Raw genomic sequence first — 17,650 nt, forward strand, 5'->3', positions numbered from 1 at the left:
TCCTCAGGTGATCGTCTCCGGTCGCCTGAACAGTTCTCGCGGGCCCAATACTGCGTCTATACGCGAACTATCCGGAGCCGAGGCGCGCGGCCACCGGCTGCGGCGAAGCGCCGCCGGCCAGCCGGGGAACGTGCGAGAACCGCCCCAGGCCACCGGGCAGCACCCAGGCGCGCTCGCCCAGCACCGCCATGGCCGCGGGCAGCAGCACGCCGCGCACGACGGTGGCGTCGATGAGGATCGCCACGGCCATCCCGACGCCGAGCATCTTGTACTCGATGGCGCTGAGCGTGACGAAGACGGCGAACACCGCGGTCATGATCACCGCGGCGCTGGTGACCACCCCGGCGCTGCTGCCCACTCCCCCGACGACGGCGGCGCGCGCGTCGGCACCACCGAACCAGCGCTCGCGAATCCGGCTGAGGATGAAGATGTGGTAGTCCATGCTCAGCCCGAACAGCAGCACGAACATGAACAGCGGCAGCCACCCGACCACGCCGCCGTAGGACGTGAAGCCGAGCGCCGACTCCAGGTGCCCGTCCTGGAACACCCACGTGAGCACCCCGTAGGCCGCGCCGATCGACAGCACGTTCAGGCCGATCGAGATCAGCGGGATGGCCAGCGCGCGGAACGCCACGACCAGCAGCACGAACGCGAGCAGCAGCACGAACCCGAACACCAGCGGTGTGGTGGACCGGATCTGCGCGGTGAAGTCGTGGGCGAACGCCGTCTTCCCCGAGACCGCGTACGACACTCCAGGCACGTCGCCGAACGCGGCGGGCAGCGCCTGGGACCGCAGGTGCTCCAGGGCCCGGTTGGACAGGTCGTCGGTCCCGGTGCCGGCGAGCGGCACCCGCACCACCAGCGCGGAGTCCACCCGTGCCGCGGTGAGCGGCTCGTGCAGCAGCCCGCCGCTGGCCGCGATCTCCCGGCGCAGCGCGGCGACGTCCACGTCGTCCACCTGCCCCCACAGCACGACCTGCGCGGGCGTCGGGGTGCCGGGGAACGCCTCCTGCATGCGGATCGCGCCGTCGACCGCGGCGACCGTGCGCGGCAGGCTGTTCACCGCGCCCGCGTCCTGCAACCGCATGTCCAGCGCGGGAATCGTCAGCACCACCAGCGACAGCGCGGCGAGCCCGCCCCACAGCCACGGGCGGCGGACCACCACACGCGCGACGGCGGTCCACAGCCGTGACTCGCGCACGTGCGTGCGGCGCAGGAACGGCACGCGCACCCGGTCCACCCACGGGCCCAGCAGCGACAGCAACGCGGGCAGGGCGGTGACCGATCCGAGCACGGCCAGGCCCACCACCAGCGCGGTGCCGACGGTGAGGCCGCGGAAGTTGTCCAGACCGGTGAACAGCAGGCCCGCGACGCACAGCATCACCGTCAGCCCGGCCACCAGGACGACCCGGCCGGAGGTGCGGGCGCTGATCCGCAGCGCCTCGGCCACCGACCGGCCCGCCGCGCGTTCCTCGCGTTCGCGGCGCAGGTAGAACAGCGAGTAGTCGATCCCGACGGCGATGCCGATCAGCAGGATCATCGACGACGTCGCGCTGTTCACCGGTACCCAGGTGCCGACCAGCCCCAGCAGCCCGAACGCGGCGACCACCGTGGTCCCGGCCAGCAGCAACGGCACCGACGCCGCGATCAGCGAACCGAACACGACCAGCAGGATGAGCACGGTGATCGGCAGGGAGATGAGCTCCGAGCGCTGGAAGTCGTCCTTCACCGCCTGGTCGACGGCTTTGGCCAGACTGCGGTCGCCCGCCTGGGAGAACCGCGTGTCCGGGTGCCGGGACGACACCTCGGACACGACGCGGACCACCGTGTCGTAGTTGCCGGCGATCCGGTCGTCGGGACCGGCGACGTGGAACGTCACGAGCGAGGGCGTCCCACCGGTGGTGGTCAGCTCGGTGACCGCGCCGCTGCCGCGCAGGGCGGCGACGAGGTCCTCGGTCCCCGCCCCCTCGACCAGCACGTTCTCCCGGACGGGGGCGTAGGTCCGTTGCCGGTCCAGCACCTCGCCCGCCACGCCGGACTCACCGGGGTCCCGTGCGGACGCCCCCTGTCCCGCCAGCGCACCGGCCAGCACGGCCAGCAACACGACCAGGAGCCATCCGGCCACCGCCACGCCCCGGTGCCGGACCGACCACGCGGCCACCCGTTCCACCAGTGCGACCTTCGACCTGCGCGCAGGCAGCATCGACTAAAGTCCTTCCTCGAAGGAGTGCTCACCAGAACTCGCCCTCGGGCGAGAGCCGCTTCTTCCGCTGGGCCGCCGAGTTGCCGCTCGCCGGCCCAGCACTTCCCCTACTCGACTTCCTTGAGGATGCGTTCGACCGACCGCATCCGCTCCTGCAGCTCGTCGAGCTTGCGCTCCGAGCTCTCCTGCGCCTGGACCGCCCGTTCGGCGAGCGCCCGGTACTCGTTCTCCCGCGCCAGCGCCGCCTTCGCCCGCCAGGTCGCGGCCAGCTGCCAGATGAGGACGGTCGTCACCGCGGTGATCAGGACGAACACCCCGACGACGCCGATGATCTCCTGCCAGTCGTAGGGGCTCATGCCTGCGCTTCCTTCTCCGTGAGAGTCCGCACGGCGACCGCCACCGACTCCGGTGACAGCTCGACGGCGAACGGTTCGACCTCGTAGAACTTCATCGCCTTGCCGTCCTCGGACAGCTCCAGGTGCGCGCGCACCAGACCGGCCGACTCCAGCTTGCGCAGGTGCACCTGCAGCAGCGCGCGGCTGATCCCGAGCTCGCGGGCGAGCGCGCTGACGTAGGTGCGCTCCCTCGTGAGCACCGCCAGCACCCGCAACCGGTGCGGGTTGGCCAGCGTCGCGAGGATGCGCAGCAGCTCATCCCCTGTCACAACTGAACCCTGCACATGCCAAGAAATGTTAGCAGGTGTCAGGCGAGCCTGCGATACGCCCTGGCCACCGCGACGAGGAACGCCGTGTCGCTGTCGAGGTCGCCACCGCCGGGCACGCCGACCTGCGCCTCCGCGGTGAACACCCGGCCCCGTGACGCGGCCCGCACCGCGTCCGCCAGCACCGCCGCCTCCACGTGCGCGTCGACGTCCGTTCCGCGCACCCCGTCGTGCTCGGCGGTGCGCCGGGCCCGCGCGGCGACCTCCGGGTCGAGGTAGGGCTGGAGCGCGACCCGGCCGTCCCGGATCTCGATCACCCGCCGGTACAGCCGCAGCCCCAGGTCGTCGGGCAGCAGGTCGACGGCGGCGCTGCGCGGCGGGTGCAGCGCGATGTGCGGGCTGACCCGGTGCAGGTCGACCCACAGCGGCCGCAGCCACCGGTACGTGCGGTACTGCTTCACCCGCGCCACCAGCGCGGTCAGCCCGATCCGGGGCGCCCACCAGCGGATCGTGGCGCCGCCGAAGGCGAACACGTTCGCCGCGAGCGGGAAGTACTTGTCCACGAACGGGACGGACAGGTACGGGAGGCCGAACCTGGCCGCCGCGAACAGCAGTCCTTTGTGGACGTGATAGGCCAGTGCGCAGAACCCGCCGGCCGCCACGAACCGCAACCCCAGGCGCAGCACGGCATCCGGCGTCACCCGCGCGAACCGCCACGACTCGCGCACGACCGTGGCGAACGCGGGGGTCAGGCACGCCGCGTAGAAGACCCAGTACTCCAGCACCCACGGCGTGCGCGCGTACCGCGTGGAGAAGCGGACGTCGTCCACGTCGACCGGGGCCAGCACGAACAGGACCACCAGCACCGCGAATCCGGCGAGCAGCCACCACGCGACGCGTCTGGACCGGCGCCGGGCGGTGAGCGGCGCGGTCAGCCAGGCGACGAACGCCAGCCCCGCCCACGCCACCACGAGCATCGTGCCGTGCCCGATGAGCCGGCCGATGTTGGGAACGCCGGTCACCCGCGCCGCGAACGCGTAGCCGGCGGGGGTCAGCACGATCAGCGAGATGCCGAGCGCCAGCAGGCCGAGGCGCACCGCGCGCTGGGCGTCGGTGCGCGGCCGGTACTCGCCGTTGACCAGCATGGCCACGAAGAAGCTGATCACCAGCAGGGGCGGCAGGTAGAACCGGAGTGCGTCCAGCATCAGCGCGGGTCTGGCCAGTTCAGCGCCTCGGAGATCCGGTGCGCGAGCCCTTCGGCGGGCGGTGCGGCCGGATGACCGGCCTGCTGCAGGATCAGCGACGCGAGCAGCTCGGCCTCCTGCTCCTCCACCGCCGAGTACCCGGTGCGCTCCAGCACCGAGCGGACCATGTCCGGGTCGAGGTGGGGCATCAGGTTCGCCGCGGGCAGCGGTGCCGCGTAGTGGTCGCAGAGCAGGTGGCACAGCTCGTGCAGGATGATGTGGTCCTGGTGCGGCCGCGTGGTCGCCTCTTCGTAGAAGATCAGGTCGCTGTCGTCGGTGGCGACCCACAACCCGAGCACGCCGTGCCGTCCGGTCATCGGGAGCAGCGTGATGGGCCGATCGCGCTGCCCGGCGACGAGGGCGCAGAGCGCGCGGACGTCGAACGGGTCGGGCATCGGCAGCTCCCGCACCCGTGCGGCACACCGGCGGCGCAACCGCCGCAGGCTCAGTCCCCCACCGAACACGACACCCCCCACCGGCGGGTCACGAGCCCGCTTCCTCCTCCGACCCCTCGGAAAGGCCTTCGAGCTCCCGCGCCCGTTCCACCATAGCGGTGAGCGCGTGCAAGCTCTTGGCCGACAAACCCGACGCCCGCAACGCCATCCGGCGCACCGAGCTGTCGCGCAGCGCGATCAGCAGCGCGAGCTCGGAGTCGATCATCTCGGTGACCGCGTCGTCGAAGAAGTAGGCGGGCGGCACGCCGAAGAACCCGGCGAGTGCCTCGAGGTGGCGCTTGGTGGGGTTGTCCCGCAGGCCCCGGCGCAGCTGCCACACGTAGGTGGCGGAGATGGTCGGCCCGCCACGGGCCTTGATCGTCTCGGCGACCTCGTCGAACGAGTACTCGCGCCCGGCACGCGGGCGCACGGTCCGGAACAGGTGGTCGACCTTCGCCGCCAGGGAGCCCTCCGGCGGCCCGTCCGCATCGGCCATCCACTACCTCCGCTGTCAGCACACCCGCCACCGGTGGGCCCGTCGACCCTACACGTATCAGCCGATGTGGATGAAAGGTACATGAACCACCCACCACAGTTGACGCCCCCTGGGGCGTCTCGGTACGTTGGCCTTGTTTGGGGATTAACCAACGAGATCGCGCGACAACTGGTGAGGAATGCGCTCGCCCAGGGGAACACCGGCGAGCGGATTTGGCGCGCACGACGACCGAGCTCACGGCCGGAACGCACAATCCTGGTCCGATCAGGTCCTGAGCTCGGTTCTTCAGGGTATGCACCAATCCTGAACTGCTGAAAGGTGCACACTTCGAATGGGGGAAGTGTCCTTTGGAGTTCCGAATACTGGGACCGGTCGGCCTGTGGCTGGACGGTGCTGAGCTTCCGCTGAAGGGTTCCAAGCAGCGCACGATCCTGGCGGCACTGCTGCTCGCCAGGGAGAAGGTGCTCTCCGACGCCCAGCTCGGCGAGGTGCTGTGGGGCAAGCACCCGCCCGCGACCTATCAGGCCCAGATCTACACCTACGCCTCCCGGCTGCGCAGGCACCTGCAGGGCAGCATGGCGCTGATCCGGCAGGGACCGGGCTACTTCATGCGGATCGGGGCGTCCCGGTTCGACTTCCACGAGTTCGAGGAGCTCGCGGGCACCGGCCGCGAGGCGTTGCGGGCCGGCCGGTTCGACCACGCCTCCGAGACGTTGCGCGGTGCGCTCGACCTGTGGCGCGGCCCGACGCTCACGGACGTGACCGACCTGCTGGCCGAGACCGAGCGGCCACGGATCGAGGAGGTCCGGATGAAGACGCTGGAGCTCCGGATCGACGCCGAGCTCGCACTCGGCCGGCACCACGAGCTCACCTCCGAACTGGTCGGGCTGGTGAACGCCAACCCGTTGCGCGAACGGTTCAGAGCCCAGCTGATGGTCGCGCTGTACCGGGCGGATCGGCAGGCAGAGGCGTTCGCCACGTTCCACGAGGGCAGCAGGCTGCTGTCCGACGAGCTCGGTGTCGACCCCGGACCGACGTTGAAGGGCGCCTACCAGGCGATCCTGACCAACGAGGTGCCGTCGGCGTTCCCCCAGCAGCGCCACGCGATGACCGCGGCGCCGAGACCGGTGGCGCTGGCCGCCGACACCCCGGACTTCACCGGCCGCGCCGCCGAGCTGGCGCTCGCCGCGGACCGGCTGCGCCACAGGTCCGCGCCGCTGACGATCACCGGCATGGCGGGCGTCGGCAAGACCGCGTTCGCGTCGAAGGTCGCGGGCGGCCTGCGCGCGGACTTCCCCGACGGCCAGCTGCTCGTCGACCTGCGCGGCAGCGACCGCACGCCGCTGCCGCCGGGTGAGGCACTCGGCGCACTGCTCACCGCGCTGGGCCTCGACGAGGCGTCGCTGCCGGCGAGCCTGGAGCAGCGGGCGCTGCTCTACCGGGGCGTGCTGGCCGACCGGCGGATGATCGTCGTGCTCGACGACGCCGCGACCGACCGGCAGGTGCGTCCGCTGCTCACCGCGGGAACGCACTGCCGCACGATCGTCACCACCCGCCGTTCACTCACGACACTGGCCGGTCAGTACACGCTCGACCTCGCACCCCTTGGCGACGAGGCCGCGCTGTCGCTGTTCACCAAGATCGTGGGACCGGAGCGCACGGCCGCCGAGGCCGGTGCGGCCGCGGGGATCGTGGACTTCTGCCACGGTCTGCCGCTCGCCATCCGGATCGCCGGCGCGCGCGTCGCGGCCAAGCGGCACTGGCCGCTGGCCCGGTTCGCCCACCGGCTCGCCGACCCCGACCGGCTGCTCGACGAGCTGCGGCTCGGCGACCTCGACGTGCGGGAACGGCTCACGGGCGGCAGCAGCTCGCTCGACCCGCGGGCCCGCGGCGCGCTGCTGCGGTTGTCGCTGCTGGACCTGCCGTCGTTCCCGCACTCGGTGACGAGCTCGCTGCTGGGCCTGTCCGACGCCGACGGCGAGCAGATCACGGAGTCGCTGCTCGACCTCCACCTGCTGGAGCTAGCCCACGTCGACGCGGAGGGCGAACCGGCCTACCGGTTCCACCCGCTCGCCCGGCTCGCGGCGCGGGAGACGGCGCTCGCCGAGGGGTTGTCGGAGCTGTCCCTCATCTGAGTCCCCGACCGGAAGGGGCTGCGCCCGGTGCACCGGGTGCAGCCCCTTCCGGCTTGTGGGATCCCCTCGCGGGGCCGATCCTGGGCGGCACCCGCAAATAAAACTTAGCAGGTGCCGCCAGGAGTCGGCATGCCACCGTCCGGGTGATCAACGGCCGTGGAGCTCACGCACGTAGTCGTAGGCGGTCGGCAGTGTCTTCAACAGCTCGGCCTGCTTCTGCCTGATCTGCGCGAACGCCGGCTCGGCCCCCTCGACCGCGTGCGGCCGGAACGCCAGCGCCGGCAGCGGGTGCTCGGGCAGCACGTCCAGACCGGCGAAGATGCAGTAGTAGCTGCTGTTGGTCCAGAAGTTGCGGAACTCCGCCTCGAAGTTCTCGTAGTAGGTCGCCTCGTCGGTGATCGGCATGTTGACCGCGAGCCCCGCCCGGTACTGGGCGATCTTGAACTGGATGTCGTCAGGCAGCACGATCTCCTTGCACGCCCGCCAGAACGGCGTGTCGTTGCGCGGCGCCAGCGTGAAGTGCGCCTGCAGGAAGTCGCGCGAGTCGTCGAACATCGTCTCGATCTCGCGGTTGAACGAGTCGATCAGCACCGGGTCGAACCGCTTGTCCGGGAAGTGCTTGCCCAGCTGGTAGAGCGCCGCGGTGATGAAGTAGATGCCGGTCGACTCCAGCGGTTCGAGGAAGCACGACGACAGCCCGATGCTCACGCAGTTGCGCACCCAGGTCCGCCGGTTGCGCCCGACGCGGAACTTCACGTGGTTGAGCGGCTGCTCGTCGGGGTCCAGCCCCCACATCGCGCAGAGGTCCTCGGCGGCCTCGTCGCCGTCGGTGAACCGGCTGGAGTAGACGTACCCGGTGCCGAACCGGTCGAGCATCGGGATCTTCCACGTCCAGCCGGACTTCATCGCGATCGCCGACGTGGCCGGCTCGACCCCGTGAGCGGCGTCGTCGTGCGGCACGGCCGTGGCGACCGCGCTGTCGTTGAGCAGGTGGTCCCCCATGTCGAGGAACGGCTCGCGCATCAGCTTGTTGATCAGCAACCCGCGGAAGCCGGAGCAGTCCACGAAGAGGTCACCGGCGATGGTGCGCCCCTCCTTGGTCTTCAACGAGGTGATGTGCCCGCGCTGGTCGATCGTCGCGTCCACCATCTCGTCCTGGACGTGCACCACCCCCTGCTTCTGGATCGCGAACCGCTTCAGGAAGTCCGCGACCAGCTGCGCGTCGAAGTGCCACGCGTAGTTCGTCCACTTGGTACCGTCGGCGAACCGCGGCGACAACCGCGCGTCGATCATCGGCGACTCGCGGTAGCACGCGTAGTCGAACGGCTCGTCCGTCTGCCCGTCGAGCCTCTTCGCCGCCCAGTAGTGCGACAACGGCAGGTGCTCGTGCGTCGGCAGCAGCCCGAACAGGTGGTAGAAGTGGTCCGGCCGGCCCCGCAACGGCCTGCCCTCCGCCTCCCCCTCGCCGGGCGTGCGCCAGTTCACGAACTTCACCGCCATCTTGAAACTGGCGTTGCACTCCCGCATCCACTCCTCCTCGGGAATCCCCAAGAAGTCGAAGAACGTCTTGTGCAGATTCGGGACCGTGGCCTCCCCGACGCCGATGCGGGGAATCGACGGCGCTTCCAGCACCGTGATGGTCGCGTGCCGACCGAGCGCTTTCCCCAGATAGCTGGCGGTCATCCAGCCGGCGGTGCCACCACCGAGAACGACGACGTTGGAGATCCTGTGGTCTTCCATCCGGACCACTACCCTTCGATTCCACGACAATACTGTGGACGCCACTGTTCCCCAGGCACCTGATACTCGGTCTATATTCAGCCTATTCCGCCGAACCTCTCCGGAGGTCGCCGTCGCGGTTTCCCGGAGGCGCCGGCAATGGGCCGCGGTAACCCGGTCCCGGCAAGGGTCGATGATGAAGGCATGCGTGCAACAGACGACTCCGGTGCCGTGCTCAACGCGGAGTTCGAGGTCGAGGCGGACGGTGACCACCTCGCGCTGGTCGTGAAGAGCGCGGGCGGCAGGGTCACGGGGAGCCCGCACGGCCGCAACCACCAGTACAACCCGGCTCTGGAGCTGCTGCTGCACCGGCTGCGCGAACGCGGCGCCGTGCTGGAGGCGGCGTGGTGAGGGACCTGCCTGAGCCATCGCGCAAGGAGTCGGGCCGCGTGCAGGGGAAGATCGGCAGGAACCCGGACGGGAACGCCACGAAGCAGATACGGCTGAGGCCGCGGGTGCTCGGCTACGCCGCCAGTGGGTCGAGGTGCGCGACGTCGCGGCCGGCCTGAAGAAGCTGTATGAACGAGAAGCCATACTGGCGTCCATCCCTGGCACCGTCGTTTCCCTCCGACCGGCCGTGATCACCTTGCACGACAGGCAGTTCCCGGTCCGCGTCCGCAAGTTCGCCGTGCTCGACGGCAGCGCGGTGGCCACGACCCAAGGAGCAGACGGACGTCCCTGCGGAGCACACCGCGCCGGCTCACAGCCCTACTTCACCTGGCACCGCACCACCGTCTTCCGCGGGTAGCGATCACACCGCACGCGAGCGGACCGGAAGATCCCGTTCCACCCCGAAACCCCTACTGTGCACCACCATGAGACTGGTGCCGGTGCAGTGGGCCTCCCTCGTCGTGATCCTCCTCGACGCCGTCGTCGTCCTGTCCGGACTGGTCACCGGCAGCCCGCTGCTGCCGCGGTCGGCGAACGTCGTGCTGATGGTGATCACGTTTGCCCTCATGCTGGCGGCGGTGCCGCTGACCGGCGGCGGGTTCAACCTCCAGAACCCGACGCTGCCGGCGTGGGCGGTCGGGGTGGCGGTGGTCGCGGTGGCCGGCGGGGGTTTCCTCTTCGCGTTCCCGTTGTTGACGGACCGCACCGCGGGGAGTTTCGAGTACCGGGACGGGAAGTACGTGGAGTCGAAGGACGGTGCCGTCGTCCGGCAGCTGGACGAGGACGAGTACGACGCGGCCATGGCGGCCAACCAGCGCGGGTGGGCCGGGCTCGCCGCCGCGCTGGCCGGGGGCACGCTCGCGTACGCCGGGGTCCGCCACCGCAGGTGAACGGACACCGGAACCGGTGTGAAGACCGAGAACCAGCGAACAGACCCAGCGGCTCAGCGGGTCCGCGACTCCGTCAACCGCCGGTCCACCGACGTCGCGGCACTCGTCATCCGCCCCAGGAACGCCGCCACGGTCCGGAGTTCGGCCGGGGACGTCTCCCGCAGCACACCGGCGATCTCCGTTCCGGCGAGGCCGAGGAAGCGCCGGGCGTGGTCGCGGGAGGCCGGGGTCGGGCGCAGGGTCACGCGGCGGCGGTCGGTGCTCTCGCGGGTGCGGAGGAGGTGGCCGGCGGCTTCCAGGCGGTTGAGCAGGATCGTGGTGGCGCCGGTCGTCATGCCGAGCTGGTGCGACAGCTGCGCCGGTGAGAGCGGGGTGCCGGCCTCGGCCGCCCAGATGACCTGGCCCAGCGCGTTCGCGTCGGAGGCCGGGAGCCGCATCCACGCGGCCAGGTGCTGGTTGAGGGTCGTGAACGCCACCACCCAGTCGCGCAGGCGGTGCATCACGTCGACCTGGTCCGGGGACCAGTCTTCGACCAGCGGGTCCGCGGCTGTCATGCACACCCCTTCACAGCGAAGTAGCTTTGCTGCAAAGCTACCAAACGAGGGGTTGGACATGACGGCACGGCACGCGGTGGTTTCCGGTGCGAGCATCGCCGGGCTCTCGGCGGCGTTCTGGTTGCGGCGCACCGGCTGGGAGGTGACCGTGCTGGAGCGCGCGGAGGAGTTCCGGGACGGCGGGCAGAACGTCGACGTGCGCGGCACGGCCCGGGAGGTGCTGACCAGGATGGGGTTGTTCGAGGCGGTCAAGGAGCAGAACACCATCGAGACCGCCACGGTGTTCGTCGACTCGTCGGGCCGGGTGCGCGCCGAGATGCCGGCGGGCACGGACGGGGCCACCGCCGAACTGGAGGTGCTGCGCGGCGACTTCGCGAGCACGATCCTGCGGAACCTGCCCGCCGGGGTGGAGATCCACTACGGCGACACCGTCTCCGCGGTGGACGAGGAGGCAGGCGAGCACGTCACGGTGACCACCGCCGCCGGGCGGACGTTGAAGGCCGACCTGCTCGTCATCGCCGAGGGAGTGCGGTCTACTACGCGCGACACGCTCTTCGGCGACGACGTCGAGCGGCGCGATCTCGGCGTCTCCATGGTGTTCGGCACGATCCCCCGCACGGCGGGCGACGACACGCGGTGGCGCTGGTACACCACGACCGGCGGACGGCAGGTCCACCTGCGGCCCGACAACCACGGCACGACGCGCGCGATGCTCGCCTGCACCGGGAACATCGCCGTGCGCGACCGCGGTGAGGCGTTGAGGCGGTTCCGCGAGCGCTTCGCCGACGCCGGGTGGGAGGCGCGCCGGGTGCTCGACGAGCTCGACCGGTCGCGGGACGTCTACGTCGACCAGCTCACCCAGATCAGGATGACCACCTGGCACCGCGGGCGGGTGTGCCTCGCCGGGGACGCCGCGTGGTGCGTCACGCCGATGGGCGGAGGCGGCGCGTCGCTGGCGCTCATCAGCGGTTATGTGCTGGCGGCCGCCTTGTCCGCGAACGGCGTCGAGGACGGGCTCGCGGCCTACGGCAAGTGGATGCGGCCTCTCGTGGACGACGTGCAGAACTTCCCGCGCTGGGTCCTGCGGTTCGCCTTCCCGCAGACGGCACGCGGCCTGCGGTTGCGCCACCTGGCGGACAGGGTGGTCACGTCCCGGCTGCTCGCGCCGTTGACCGCCAAGGTGACCCAGGTCGCCGACAGCGAGCAGGCCCTGCCGCCCATCACGGTGCCGCAGGCCTGATCCGCGCCCGGCGGTCCTTTCCCGACAGGGTTTCCCGTTCCTGCAACGATTTTCCGCGCTGTCACTGGGTCTTCGGACTAGGCTCGGTGGTGGACGGCACGGAACTTCCCGACAGCGCAACGCGAACCCGAGGGAGCCACCGACGTGGTCGAGACGCACGACATCGCCCGCCCGCCCGCCGAGCTCAGCGCGGCGCTCGCGGCCATCGGCAGCGCCACGGCCAGTGGTGAGCTCAGCCGCATGGGCATCCGCAGCGCCGCCATCCGCGGCCCGGTGTCGGTGACGCCCGGTCTGCGGGTGGCGGGACCGGCGTTGACGTTGCAGTTCATGCCGAAGCGGGAGGACCTCTACCCCGTCGACGAGTACGAGGACCCGGAGAAGCAGCTGCACCGGCACGTCATGTACCACGCCCAGGCCGGCGACATGATCGTCGTCGACGCGCGCGGGGACATGGGCAGCGGGGTGTTCGGCGAGATGATGCTGACCTACTTCAAGGGCCGCGGCGGTGCCGGTGTGGTGGTCGACGGGTGCCTGCGCGACACCGGTGAGGCGAAGACGCTCGGGCTCGGGCTGTGGATCCGCGGTGCCACGCCGAACTACCACGCGCAGACCGACATCGTCCCGACCGCCGTCAACGTGCCGGTGGCCTGCGGTGGCACGCTGGTGGAGCCGGGCGACATCGTCGTGGCCGACGACGACGGGGCGGTGGTGGTGCCGATCAAGCTCGCGCCCGCCGTGCTGGCCGCCGCGCAGGAGCACGCGGAATGGGAGGAGTTCTCCCGGAAAAGGCTTTCCGAGGGTGGCGACCTGCGCCTGTACTACCCCCTGTCGGACGAGGCCCGTCCCGAGTACGAGCGGTGGCGCGCGCAGCAGGGGCGCTGACTCAGCTCCACAGCCGGTCGTGGCTCGACTCGCGGTCCCAGTGCGTCGTCTCGGCGAAGAACACCGGGTCCCGCGGGTCGAGGTGCCGTTGCAGCAGTTCCTCGTCGAGGTCGCCGAAACCGAGCCCCGGTGCGTCGGGCACGGTGATGTGACCGTTCTGGATCAACGGGCGGGGCAGGCCGGTGACGAGGTCGCTCCAGAAGTCCACCTCGGCCGCGTGGTGCTCCAGTGCGAGGAAGTTCTCCGTGGCGGCGGCCAGGTGGACGCACGCCATCGTCGCGATCGGGGACGCCGCCAGGTGCAGCGCCATCGGGATGCCGCGGTCCTGGGCGTAGTCGCCGAGCCGCTTGGTCTCCGCGATGCCGCCCGCGGTCGCCGGGTCGGGGTGCACGACGCGGATGGCGCCCGCGTCGAGCAGCGGCTTGAACCCGTCGAGCAGGTAGATGTCCTCCCCCGTGCAGGTCGGGACGGCGACGGACGTGGTGAGCTGGCGCCACTGGTCGGTCAGCTGCCACGGGATCAGGTCCTCGATCCACGCCAGCGTGAACGGCTCCAGCGCGCGGCCGATGCGGATGCACGAGTCGAGGGCGATGTGGCCGAAGTGGTCCGCGGCGAGCGCCACGTCGTAGCCGACGACCGAGCGCACGACGTCCACATAGGACGCCAGGTGCTCGACGCCCTTCGCCGTGACCTGGATGCCGGTGAACGGGTGCATGGTCGTCTGGTCCGCACGGGCTCCCGCCGGAGCGATCAACGCGCCGGGCACGTCCCACAGCAGGTCGATGCCGACGTCCATCTTGAGCATGGTGAACCCGCGCTGCTTGCGCTCCAGCAGCCGCGCGCCCATCGCGTGCGGGTCCGGCAGCGTGGGGGTGTCGGCGTAGCAGCGGACCGCGTCCCGGAACCGGCCGCCGATCAGCGCGTACGCGGGCACGCCGTAAGCCTTGCCCGCGAGGTCCACGAGCGCCATCTCGACGCCGGAGACCCCGCCGCCCTGGCGGCCGTGGTGTCCGAACTGCTTGATCTTGCGGAAGACCTTGTCCAGGTTGCAGGGGTTCTCCCCCACGAGCCGGCTCTTGAGCACCAGCGCGTAGGTGGCGCTGGCCTGGTCGTGCACCTCCCCGTACCCGACCAGGCCCTGGTTGGTGTCGATCCGGATGATCGACGAGCGGAACGGCACGCCGGCGAGGGTGGCCACCCGCAGGTCGGTGATGCGCAGGTCGCTCGGCCGGGACGCCGTGGCGACGTGCTCCTCCGTGATCGCGGACGGCTCGCTCATCCCTTCACGGCTCCCGCGGTGAGGCCCTCGGTCAGGAACCGCTGGCCGAAGCCGTACATGACCACGACCGGGATGCTGATCAGCAACGACGCCGCCGCCAGCTGGCCCTGCGGCACGACGTCGCCGAAGATCATCGACTGCATGCCGACGGGCAGCGTCTTGTAGTCGTCCTTGGTGATGAACACGAACGCGAAGAGGAACTCGTTCCACGCGTTGGTGAGCGTGAACAGCGCGACCGCGAGCAGTCCCGGTTTGGCCAGTGGCAGCACGATCCGCAGGAACGCGCCGAACCGCGTGCAGCCGTCGACCAGCGCGGCCTCCTCCAGGTCCGCCGGGATCGACTTGAAGTAGCCGACGAGCAGCCACGTCGCGAACGGCAGGGTGAAGGTGGGGTAGGCGAGCACGAGCGACCACAGCGAGTCGTTGAGGCCGATGCCGCTCATCATCTGGTACAGCGGGATGAACAGCAGCGCCCCCGGCATCACGTAGGTGAGCAGGATCGTCACCGTGAAGCTCTCCGAACCGCGGAACTTGAGCCGTGCCAACGCATATCCCGCCAGCGCCGCGCAGACCAGCGCGATCGCGGTGGACGCCAGCGACACCAGGACCGTGTTGAGGTACCAGGTGCCGAACGCCCTGCCGGAGAACAGGTTCGTGAACTGCTCGGTCGTCCACGGCGTCGGCCAGAGGTCGTCGGTGCGCGCGACGATCTGGTCGTCGGACTTGAACGCCGTGACCGTCATCCAGTAGAGCGGGGCGAGCACGAAGCCCAGCAGCCCCAGCAGTGCGATCCCGCTGCTCGTCCCGCTGACCAGGCGGGCGGCCAGCCGGTTGCCGCGTGCGGCGAGCACGGACACGACCCGTCCGACGGCGGCCGCGAGGACCACGAACACGCCCAGCACCAGTGCCGCCTTCCACACGATGTGCGGCGACGCCCAGATCAGCACGAGCGTCGAGACGGCGACGATCACCCACGGCAGCGCGGTGCGTTGAGCGGGGGTGAGCCTCCGGCGGCCCAGGTCCGCGGCGCCGGGCTGGTCGCTGCGGCGCATCATCCGCACCAGGATGACGACGAGGACGGCGATGATCGGCAGCATCACCAGCGTGACCGCGGCACCCGCGCCGAGCTGCAGCTGCTGGATGGCCTTGGAGTAGGCCACCATCACGTACGGGGCGGTGGCGTCACCCGGTCCGCCCTGGGTCATCAGCCAGATCAGGTCGAAGTTGTTGAACGTCCAGATCGACGACAGCAGCACCGTCACGATCATGATGTTGCGCAGGCCCGGCAGCGTGATGTGCACGAAGCGCTGCCACGGCGTCGCCCCGTCCACCACGGCCGCCTCGTACAGGCCGCTGTCGATGGCCTTGAGCCCGGCCAGGAACGTCACCGTGAAGAACGGGATGCCCTTCCACACGTTGACCAGGATGACCGCCGGCATCGCGAGCGCGGGGTCGGACAGCCACTCCGCGGGCCAGCGGTCGACGAGCCCGACCGCCGCGAGCGCGGGCCCGATGCCGGAGTCGGTGAGCAGGACGTTGACGCTGCCGAAGATCGGGTCGAGCAACGACCGCCAGGTGAACGCCGTGACGACGGTCGGCACCACCCACGGCAGCAGGATGATGCCGGCGATGACCGCCCGGCCGCGGCGCATGTGGTGCAGCATCAACGCCGCGATGAGGCCGAGGACCACCTTGAAGATCTCGGCGTACGCGGTGAAGACGAACGAGTTCAGCACGCCCTTGTGGAACACGGTGTCGCCGGCGAGCGCGGTGTAGTTGTCCAGGCCGACGAAGACCGTGTCCTCGCCGTGGCGTTCGGTGGTGCTGGTGACGACCGAGTCGATGATCGGGAACAGGATCAGCCCGGCCACGAGCAGCAGCGTCGGCCCGATGAACACCGCGGCGAGGCGCCAGTCGCGCCCGAGCGCGCGTTGCGTCGAGCTCAGCGAGGGAGACCGGTTCGACGCCGGGCGGACCGGCGCCGGCCGGGTGCGCAGGTCGGTCACTGCCGGTAGCCCTGCTGCTCGAAGACCTGGACGATCCGGGCGTGGGTCGAGGCCACGGCGTCGGCGGGCTTGGTGCCCTGGATGACCGACTGCATCATGTCGGTCAGCAGGTACGCCGCGGTCGCCGCCTGCTCGCCGGGGCTCGGGGCCTGGGGGAACGCGAACCCGGTCTTCGTGGTCACCGGCAGCGGTGTGCGGGTCTGCTCCCGCAGAGCGGGGAACGCCGGGTCACCGGTGGTGTAGTAGGGGTCGGAGTCCCACACCTTGTCCCACGAGGGGTTCACCAGGCACGGTGCTCCCTTCGCGACACCGAGCAGCGCGCTGCCGCTGACCATGAACTTCGCCACCAGCTTGGCGAGGTCGGGGTTCTTCGCGCCCTTGAACACGACGAACGAGTTGGACTCGCCGAACGCGAGCGGTTTGTCGAGCGCGGGTCCGGTGGCGCCGTTGAACGGGTGGGTGTTGGCGTAGACCGGGTTGTTCTTGGTCTTGGAGTCGGCGTAGACGCTGAACTGGTTGAGCGTGAGCCCCAGGATCTGGGCCAGCCAGTTCTCGTTGTTGCTCGAGTCGGTCCAGCTGCCGACGCCCGGCGGCAGCATCGGCGTGTACTTCGGGTTCGTGTAGATGTCGCCGATGAACGTGACGGCGGCGACGGTCTCCGGCGAGTTGAACACCACCTTCGTGCCGGTGTTGTCCGCGATGGCCCCGCCGTAGGTGTTGATGACGTTCGCGATGAACCCGTTGGCGTCGCCCGAGCGGTTCACCGTGAGACCCCAGCCGAACCGCTTCTTCGCCGGGTCGGACACCTCCAGGGCGTTGTCCCGCAGCTCTTCCCAGGTGTAGTGGGGTTTGAGCGGGAGGCCCTTCTCCTGGTACCAGTCCTTGCGCAGGTACATCGCGGACGCGATGAAGTGGTACGGGATCGCGAACCAGCGGCCGTCGAAGACGCAGTAGTTCGTCGCCTCCGTCGCGGGGTCGCCGTAGAGCTCGCGCATCTGCTCGACCACGTCGGTGACGTCGGTGAGGGCGCCGAGGTTGTGCAGCTGGCCGACGAACCGCCGGTCGCTCACGAACGCGAAGTCGCGGCTGGTGCCCGCCCTGACCTCGGCGTCCATCTTCGCGACCATGTCACCGGCGTCGCCGGAGACCAGGTCGTTGCGGACCGTGGTGCCGGTCGCCTGCGCGAAGACCTGCAGCGACTTGTCGAGCGCCTTGTTGGCGGACTCGGAGTAGAGCTTCTGCGACAGCATCCCGACCGACCCGCCGCGCAGCGAGGCGGCCTGGTCGAGCAGGGCCTGGGGCACCTGGACGTCGACCTGGGGCGCCGCGGGGCTCCCTCCCCCGCCGCAGCCGGCGAGACCGAGCACGCCCAGCGCGCTCATCCCGAGGAAGGTGCGCCTGGATAAGTCCGTTTTCTCTTCCATGAGACCACTCCTCTCGCGTCCGGTCGAGCGGAC

The 17,650-nt window shown here is 70.3% G+C and carries 17 protein-coding genes; 6 read left to right on the forward strand and 11 right to left on the reverse strand.

Going from position 1 to position 17,650, the window contains the following annotated elements; translation table 11 throughout:
- Nucleotides 1-67: 67 nt before the first annotated feature.
- From AB0A63_RS00935 to AB0A63_RS00960, 6 genes are all read right to left on the reverse strand, one after another.
- A complete protein-coding gene (locus tag AB0A63_RS00935) occupies nucleotides 68-2,203 on the reverse strand; it encodes an MMPL family transporter (protein WP_360383761.1) in 2,136 nt (711 codons plus the stop codon).
- Between the two features lie 107 nt (nucleotides 2,204-2,310).
- On the reverse strand, nucleotides 2,311-2,559 hold the full coding sequence (locus tag AB0A63_RS00940) for a hypothetical protein (protein ID WP_360383763.1): 249 nt from the start codon (nucleotides 2,557-2,559) through the stop codon (nucleotides 2,311-2,313).
- On the reverse strand, nucleotides 2,556-2,867 hold the full coding sequence (locus AB0A63_RS00945) for a helix-turn-helix domain-containing protein (protein WP_360383766.1): 312 nt from the start codon (nucleotides 2,865-2,867) through the stop codon (nucleotides 2,556-2,558). The genes AB0A63_RS00940 and AB0A63_RS00945 overlap by 4 nt, the downstream gene beginning before the upstream one ends.
- Before the next feature lie 38 nt (nucleotides 2,868-2,905).
- Nucleotides 2,906-4,069 (reverse strand): MAB_1171c family putative transporter, encoded by a 1,164-nt coding sequence (locus tag AB0A63_RS00950; RefSeq protein ID WP_360383769.1) that lies wholly within the window; start codon nucleotides 4,067-4,069, stop codon nucleotides 2,906-2,908.
- A complete protein-coding gene (locus AB0A63_RS00955) occupies nucleotides 4,069-4,572 on the reverse strand; it encodes a hypothetical protein (RefSeq protein WP_360383771.1) in 504 nt (167 codons plus the stop codon). The genes AB0A63_RS00950 and AB0A63_RS00955 overlap by 1 nt, the downstream gene beginning before the upstream one ends.
- A 19-nt stretch (nucleotides 4,573-4,591) precedes the next feature.
- Nucleotides 4,592-5,038, reverse strand: a complete 447-nt coding sequence (locus tag AB0A63_RS00960) for a helix-turn-helix domain-containing protein (RefSeq protein WP_360383773.1) — start codon at nucleotides 5,036-5,038, stop codon at nucleotides 4,592-4,594.
- Between the two features lie 347 nt (nucleotides 5,039-5,385).
- On the opposite strand from AB0A63_RS00960, the gene AB0A63_RS00965 reads away from it, so the two are divergent.
- Nucleotides 5,386-7,173: a BTAD domain-containing putative transcriptional regulator gene (locus AB0A63_RS00965; protein ID WP_360383776.1), complete on the forward strand. Its 1,788-nt coding sequence runs from the start codon at nucleotides 5,386-5,388 to the stop codon at nucleotides 7,171-7,173.
- Between the two features lie 147 nt (nucleotides 7,174-7,320).
- Here AB0A63_RS00965 and AB0A63_RS00970 read toward each other — a convergent pair whose 3' ends face one another.
- The gene (locus AB0A63_RS00970; protein WP_360383779.1) at nucleotides 7,321-8,913 is read right to left on the reverse strand and encodes a tryptophan halogenase family protein; all 1,593 of its coding nucleotides are present in this window, start codon (nucleotides 8,911-8,913) and stop codon (nucleotides 7,321-7,323) included.
- A gap of 183 nt (nucleotides 8,914-9,096) precedes the next feature.
- Between AB0A63_RS00970 and AB0A63_RS00975 the strand changes: the two genes are divergently transcribed.
- The 3 genes from AB0A63_RS00975 to AB0A63_RS00985 all read left to right on the forward strand — a co-directional run bounded on the left by AB0A63_RS00975 (nucleotide 9,097) and on the right by AB0A63_RS00985 (nucleotide 10,232).
- Nucleotides 9,097-9,303, forward strand: coding sequence for a hypothetical protein (locus AB0A63_RS00975; RefSeq protein ID WP_360383782.1), 207 nt, complete (start codon nucleotides 9,097-9,099; stop codon nucleotides 9,301-9,303).
- Nucleotides 9,304-9,529: 226 nt separating this feature from the next.
- Nucleotides 9,530-9,700, forward strand: coding sequence for a hypothetical protein (locus AB0A63_RS00980; protein WP_360383784.1), 171 nt, complete (start codon nucleotides 9,530-9,532; stop codon nucleotides 9,698-9,700).
- Between the two features lie 67 nt (nucleotides 9,701-9,767).
- Complete coding sequence (locus AB0A63_RS00985; protein ID WP_360383787.1) at nucleotides 9,768-10,232, forward strand: hypothetical protein; 465 nt, start codon at nucleotides 9,768-9,770, stop codon at nucleotides 10,230-10,232.
- 53 nt (nucleotides 10,233-10,285) lie between these two features.
- On the opposite strand, the gene AB0A63_RS00990 is transcribed toward AB0A63_RS00985, so the two are convergent.
- Nucleotides 10,286-10,786 (reverse strand): MarR family transcriptional regulator, encoded by a 501-nt coding sequence (locus AB0A63_RS00990; protein ID WP_360383789.1) that lies wholly within the window; start codon nucleotides 10,784-10,786, stop codon nucleotides 10,286-10,288.
- A 58-nt stretch (nucleotides 10,787-10,844) separates the two neighbouring features.
- On the opposite strand from AB0A63_RS00990, the gene AB0A63_RS00995 reads away from it, so the two are divergent.
- The gene (locus AB0A63_RS00995; protein ID WP_360383792.1) at nucleotides 10,845-12,026 is read left to right on the forward strand and encodes an FAD-dependent oxidoreductase; all 1,182 of its coding nucleotides are present in this window, start codon (nucleotides 10,845-10,847) and stop codon (nucleotides 12,024-12,026) included.
- Nucleotides 12,027-12,170: 144 nt separating this feature from the next.
- The gene (locus AB0A63_RS01000) at nucleotides 12,171-12,908 is read left to right on the forward strand and encodes a ribonuclease activity regulator RraA (RefSeq protein ID WP_360383794.1); all 738 of its coding nucleotides are present in this window, start codon (nucleotides 12,171-12,173) and stop codon (nucleotides 12,906-12,908) included.
- 1 nt (nucleotide 12,909) lies between these two features.
- Here the strand turns inward: AB0A63_RS01000 and AB0A63_RS01005 are convergent, their stop codons facing one another.
- Genes AB0A63_RS01005 through AB0A63_RS01015 form a run of 3 tightly spaced genes read right to left on the reverse strand, consistent with a single transcriptional unit; the run spans nucleotide 12,910 to nucleotide 17,617 of the window.
- Nucleotides 12,910-14,187: a mandelate racemase/muconate lactonizing enzyme family protein gene (locus AB0A63_RS01005; RefSeq protein ID WP_360383797.1), complete on the reverse strand. Its 1,278-nt coding sequence runs from the start codon at nucleotides 14,185-14,187 to the stop codon at nucleotides 12,910-12,912.
- Complete coding sequence (locus tag AB0A63_RS01010; RefSeq protein ID WP_360383799.1) at nucleotides 14,184-16,193, reverse strand: ABC transporter permease subunit; 2,010 nt, start codon at nucleotides 16,191-16,193, stop codon at nucleotides 14,184-14,186. The genes AB0A63_RS01005 and AB0A63_RS01010 overlap by 4 nt, the downstream gene beginning before the upstream one ends.
- Nucleotides 16,190-17,617 (reverse strand): extracellular solute-binding protein, encoded by a 1,428-nt coding sequence (locus AB0A63_RS01015; RefSeq protein ID WP_360383801.1) that lies wholly within the window; start codon nucleotides 17,615-17,617, stop codon nucleotides 16,190-16,192. The genes AB0A63_RS01010 and AB0A63_RS01015 overlap by 4 nt, the downstream gene beginning before the upstream one ends.
- Nucleotides 17,618-17,650 lie beyond the last annotated feature (33 nt).

Origin of the sequence: Lentzea sp. NPDC042327 (assembly GCF_040647275.1) — a bacterium.
In the GTDB taxonomy this organism is placed as follows: domain Bacteria; phylum Actinomycetota; class Actinomycetes; order Mycobacteriales; family Pseudonocardiaceae; genus Lentzea.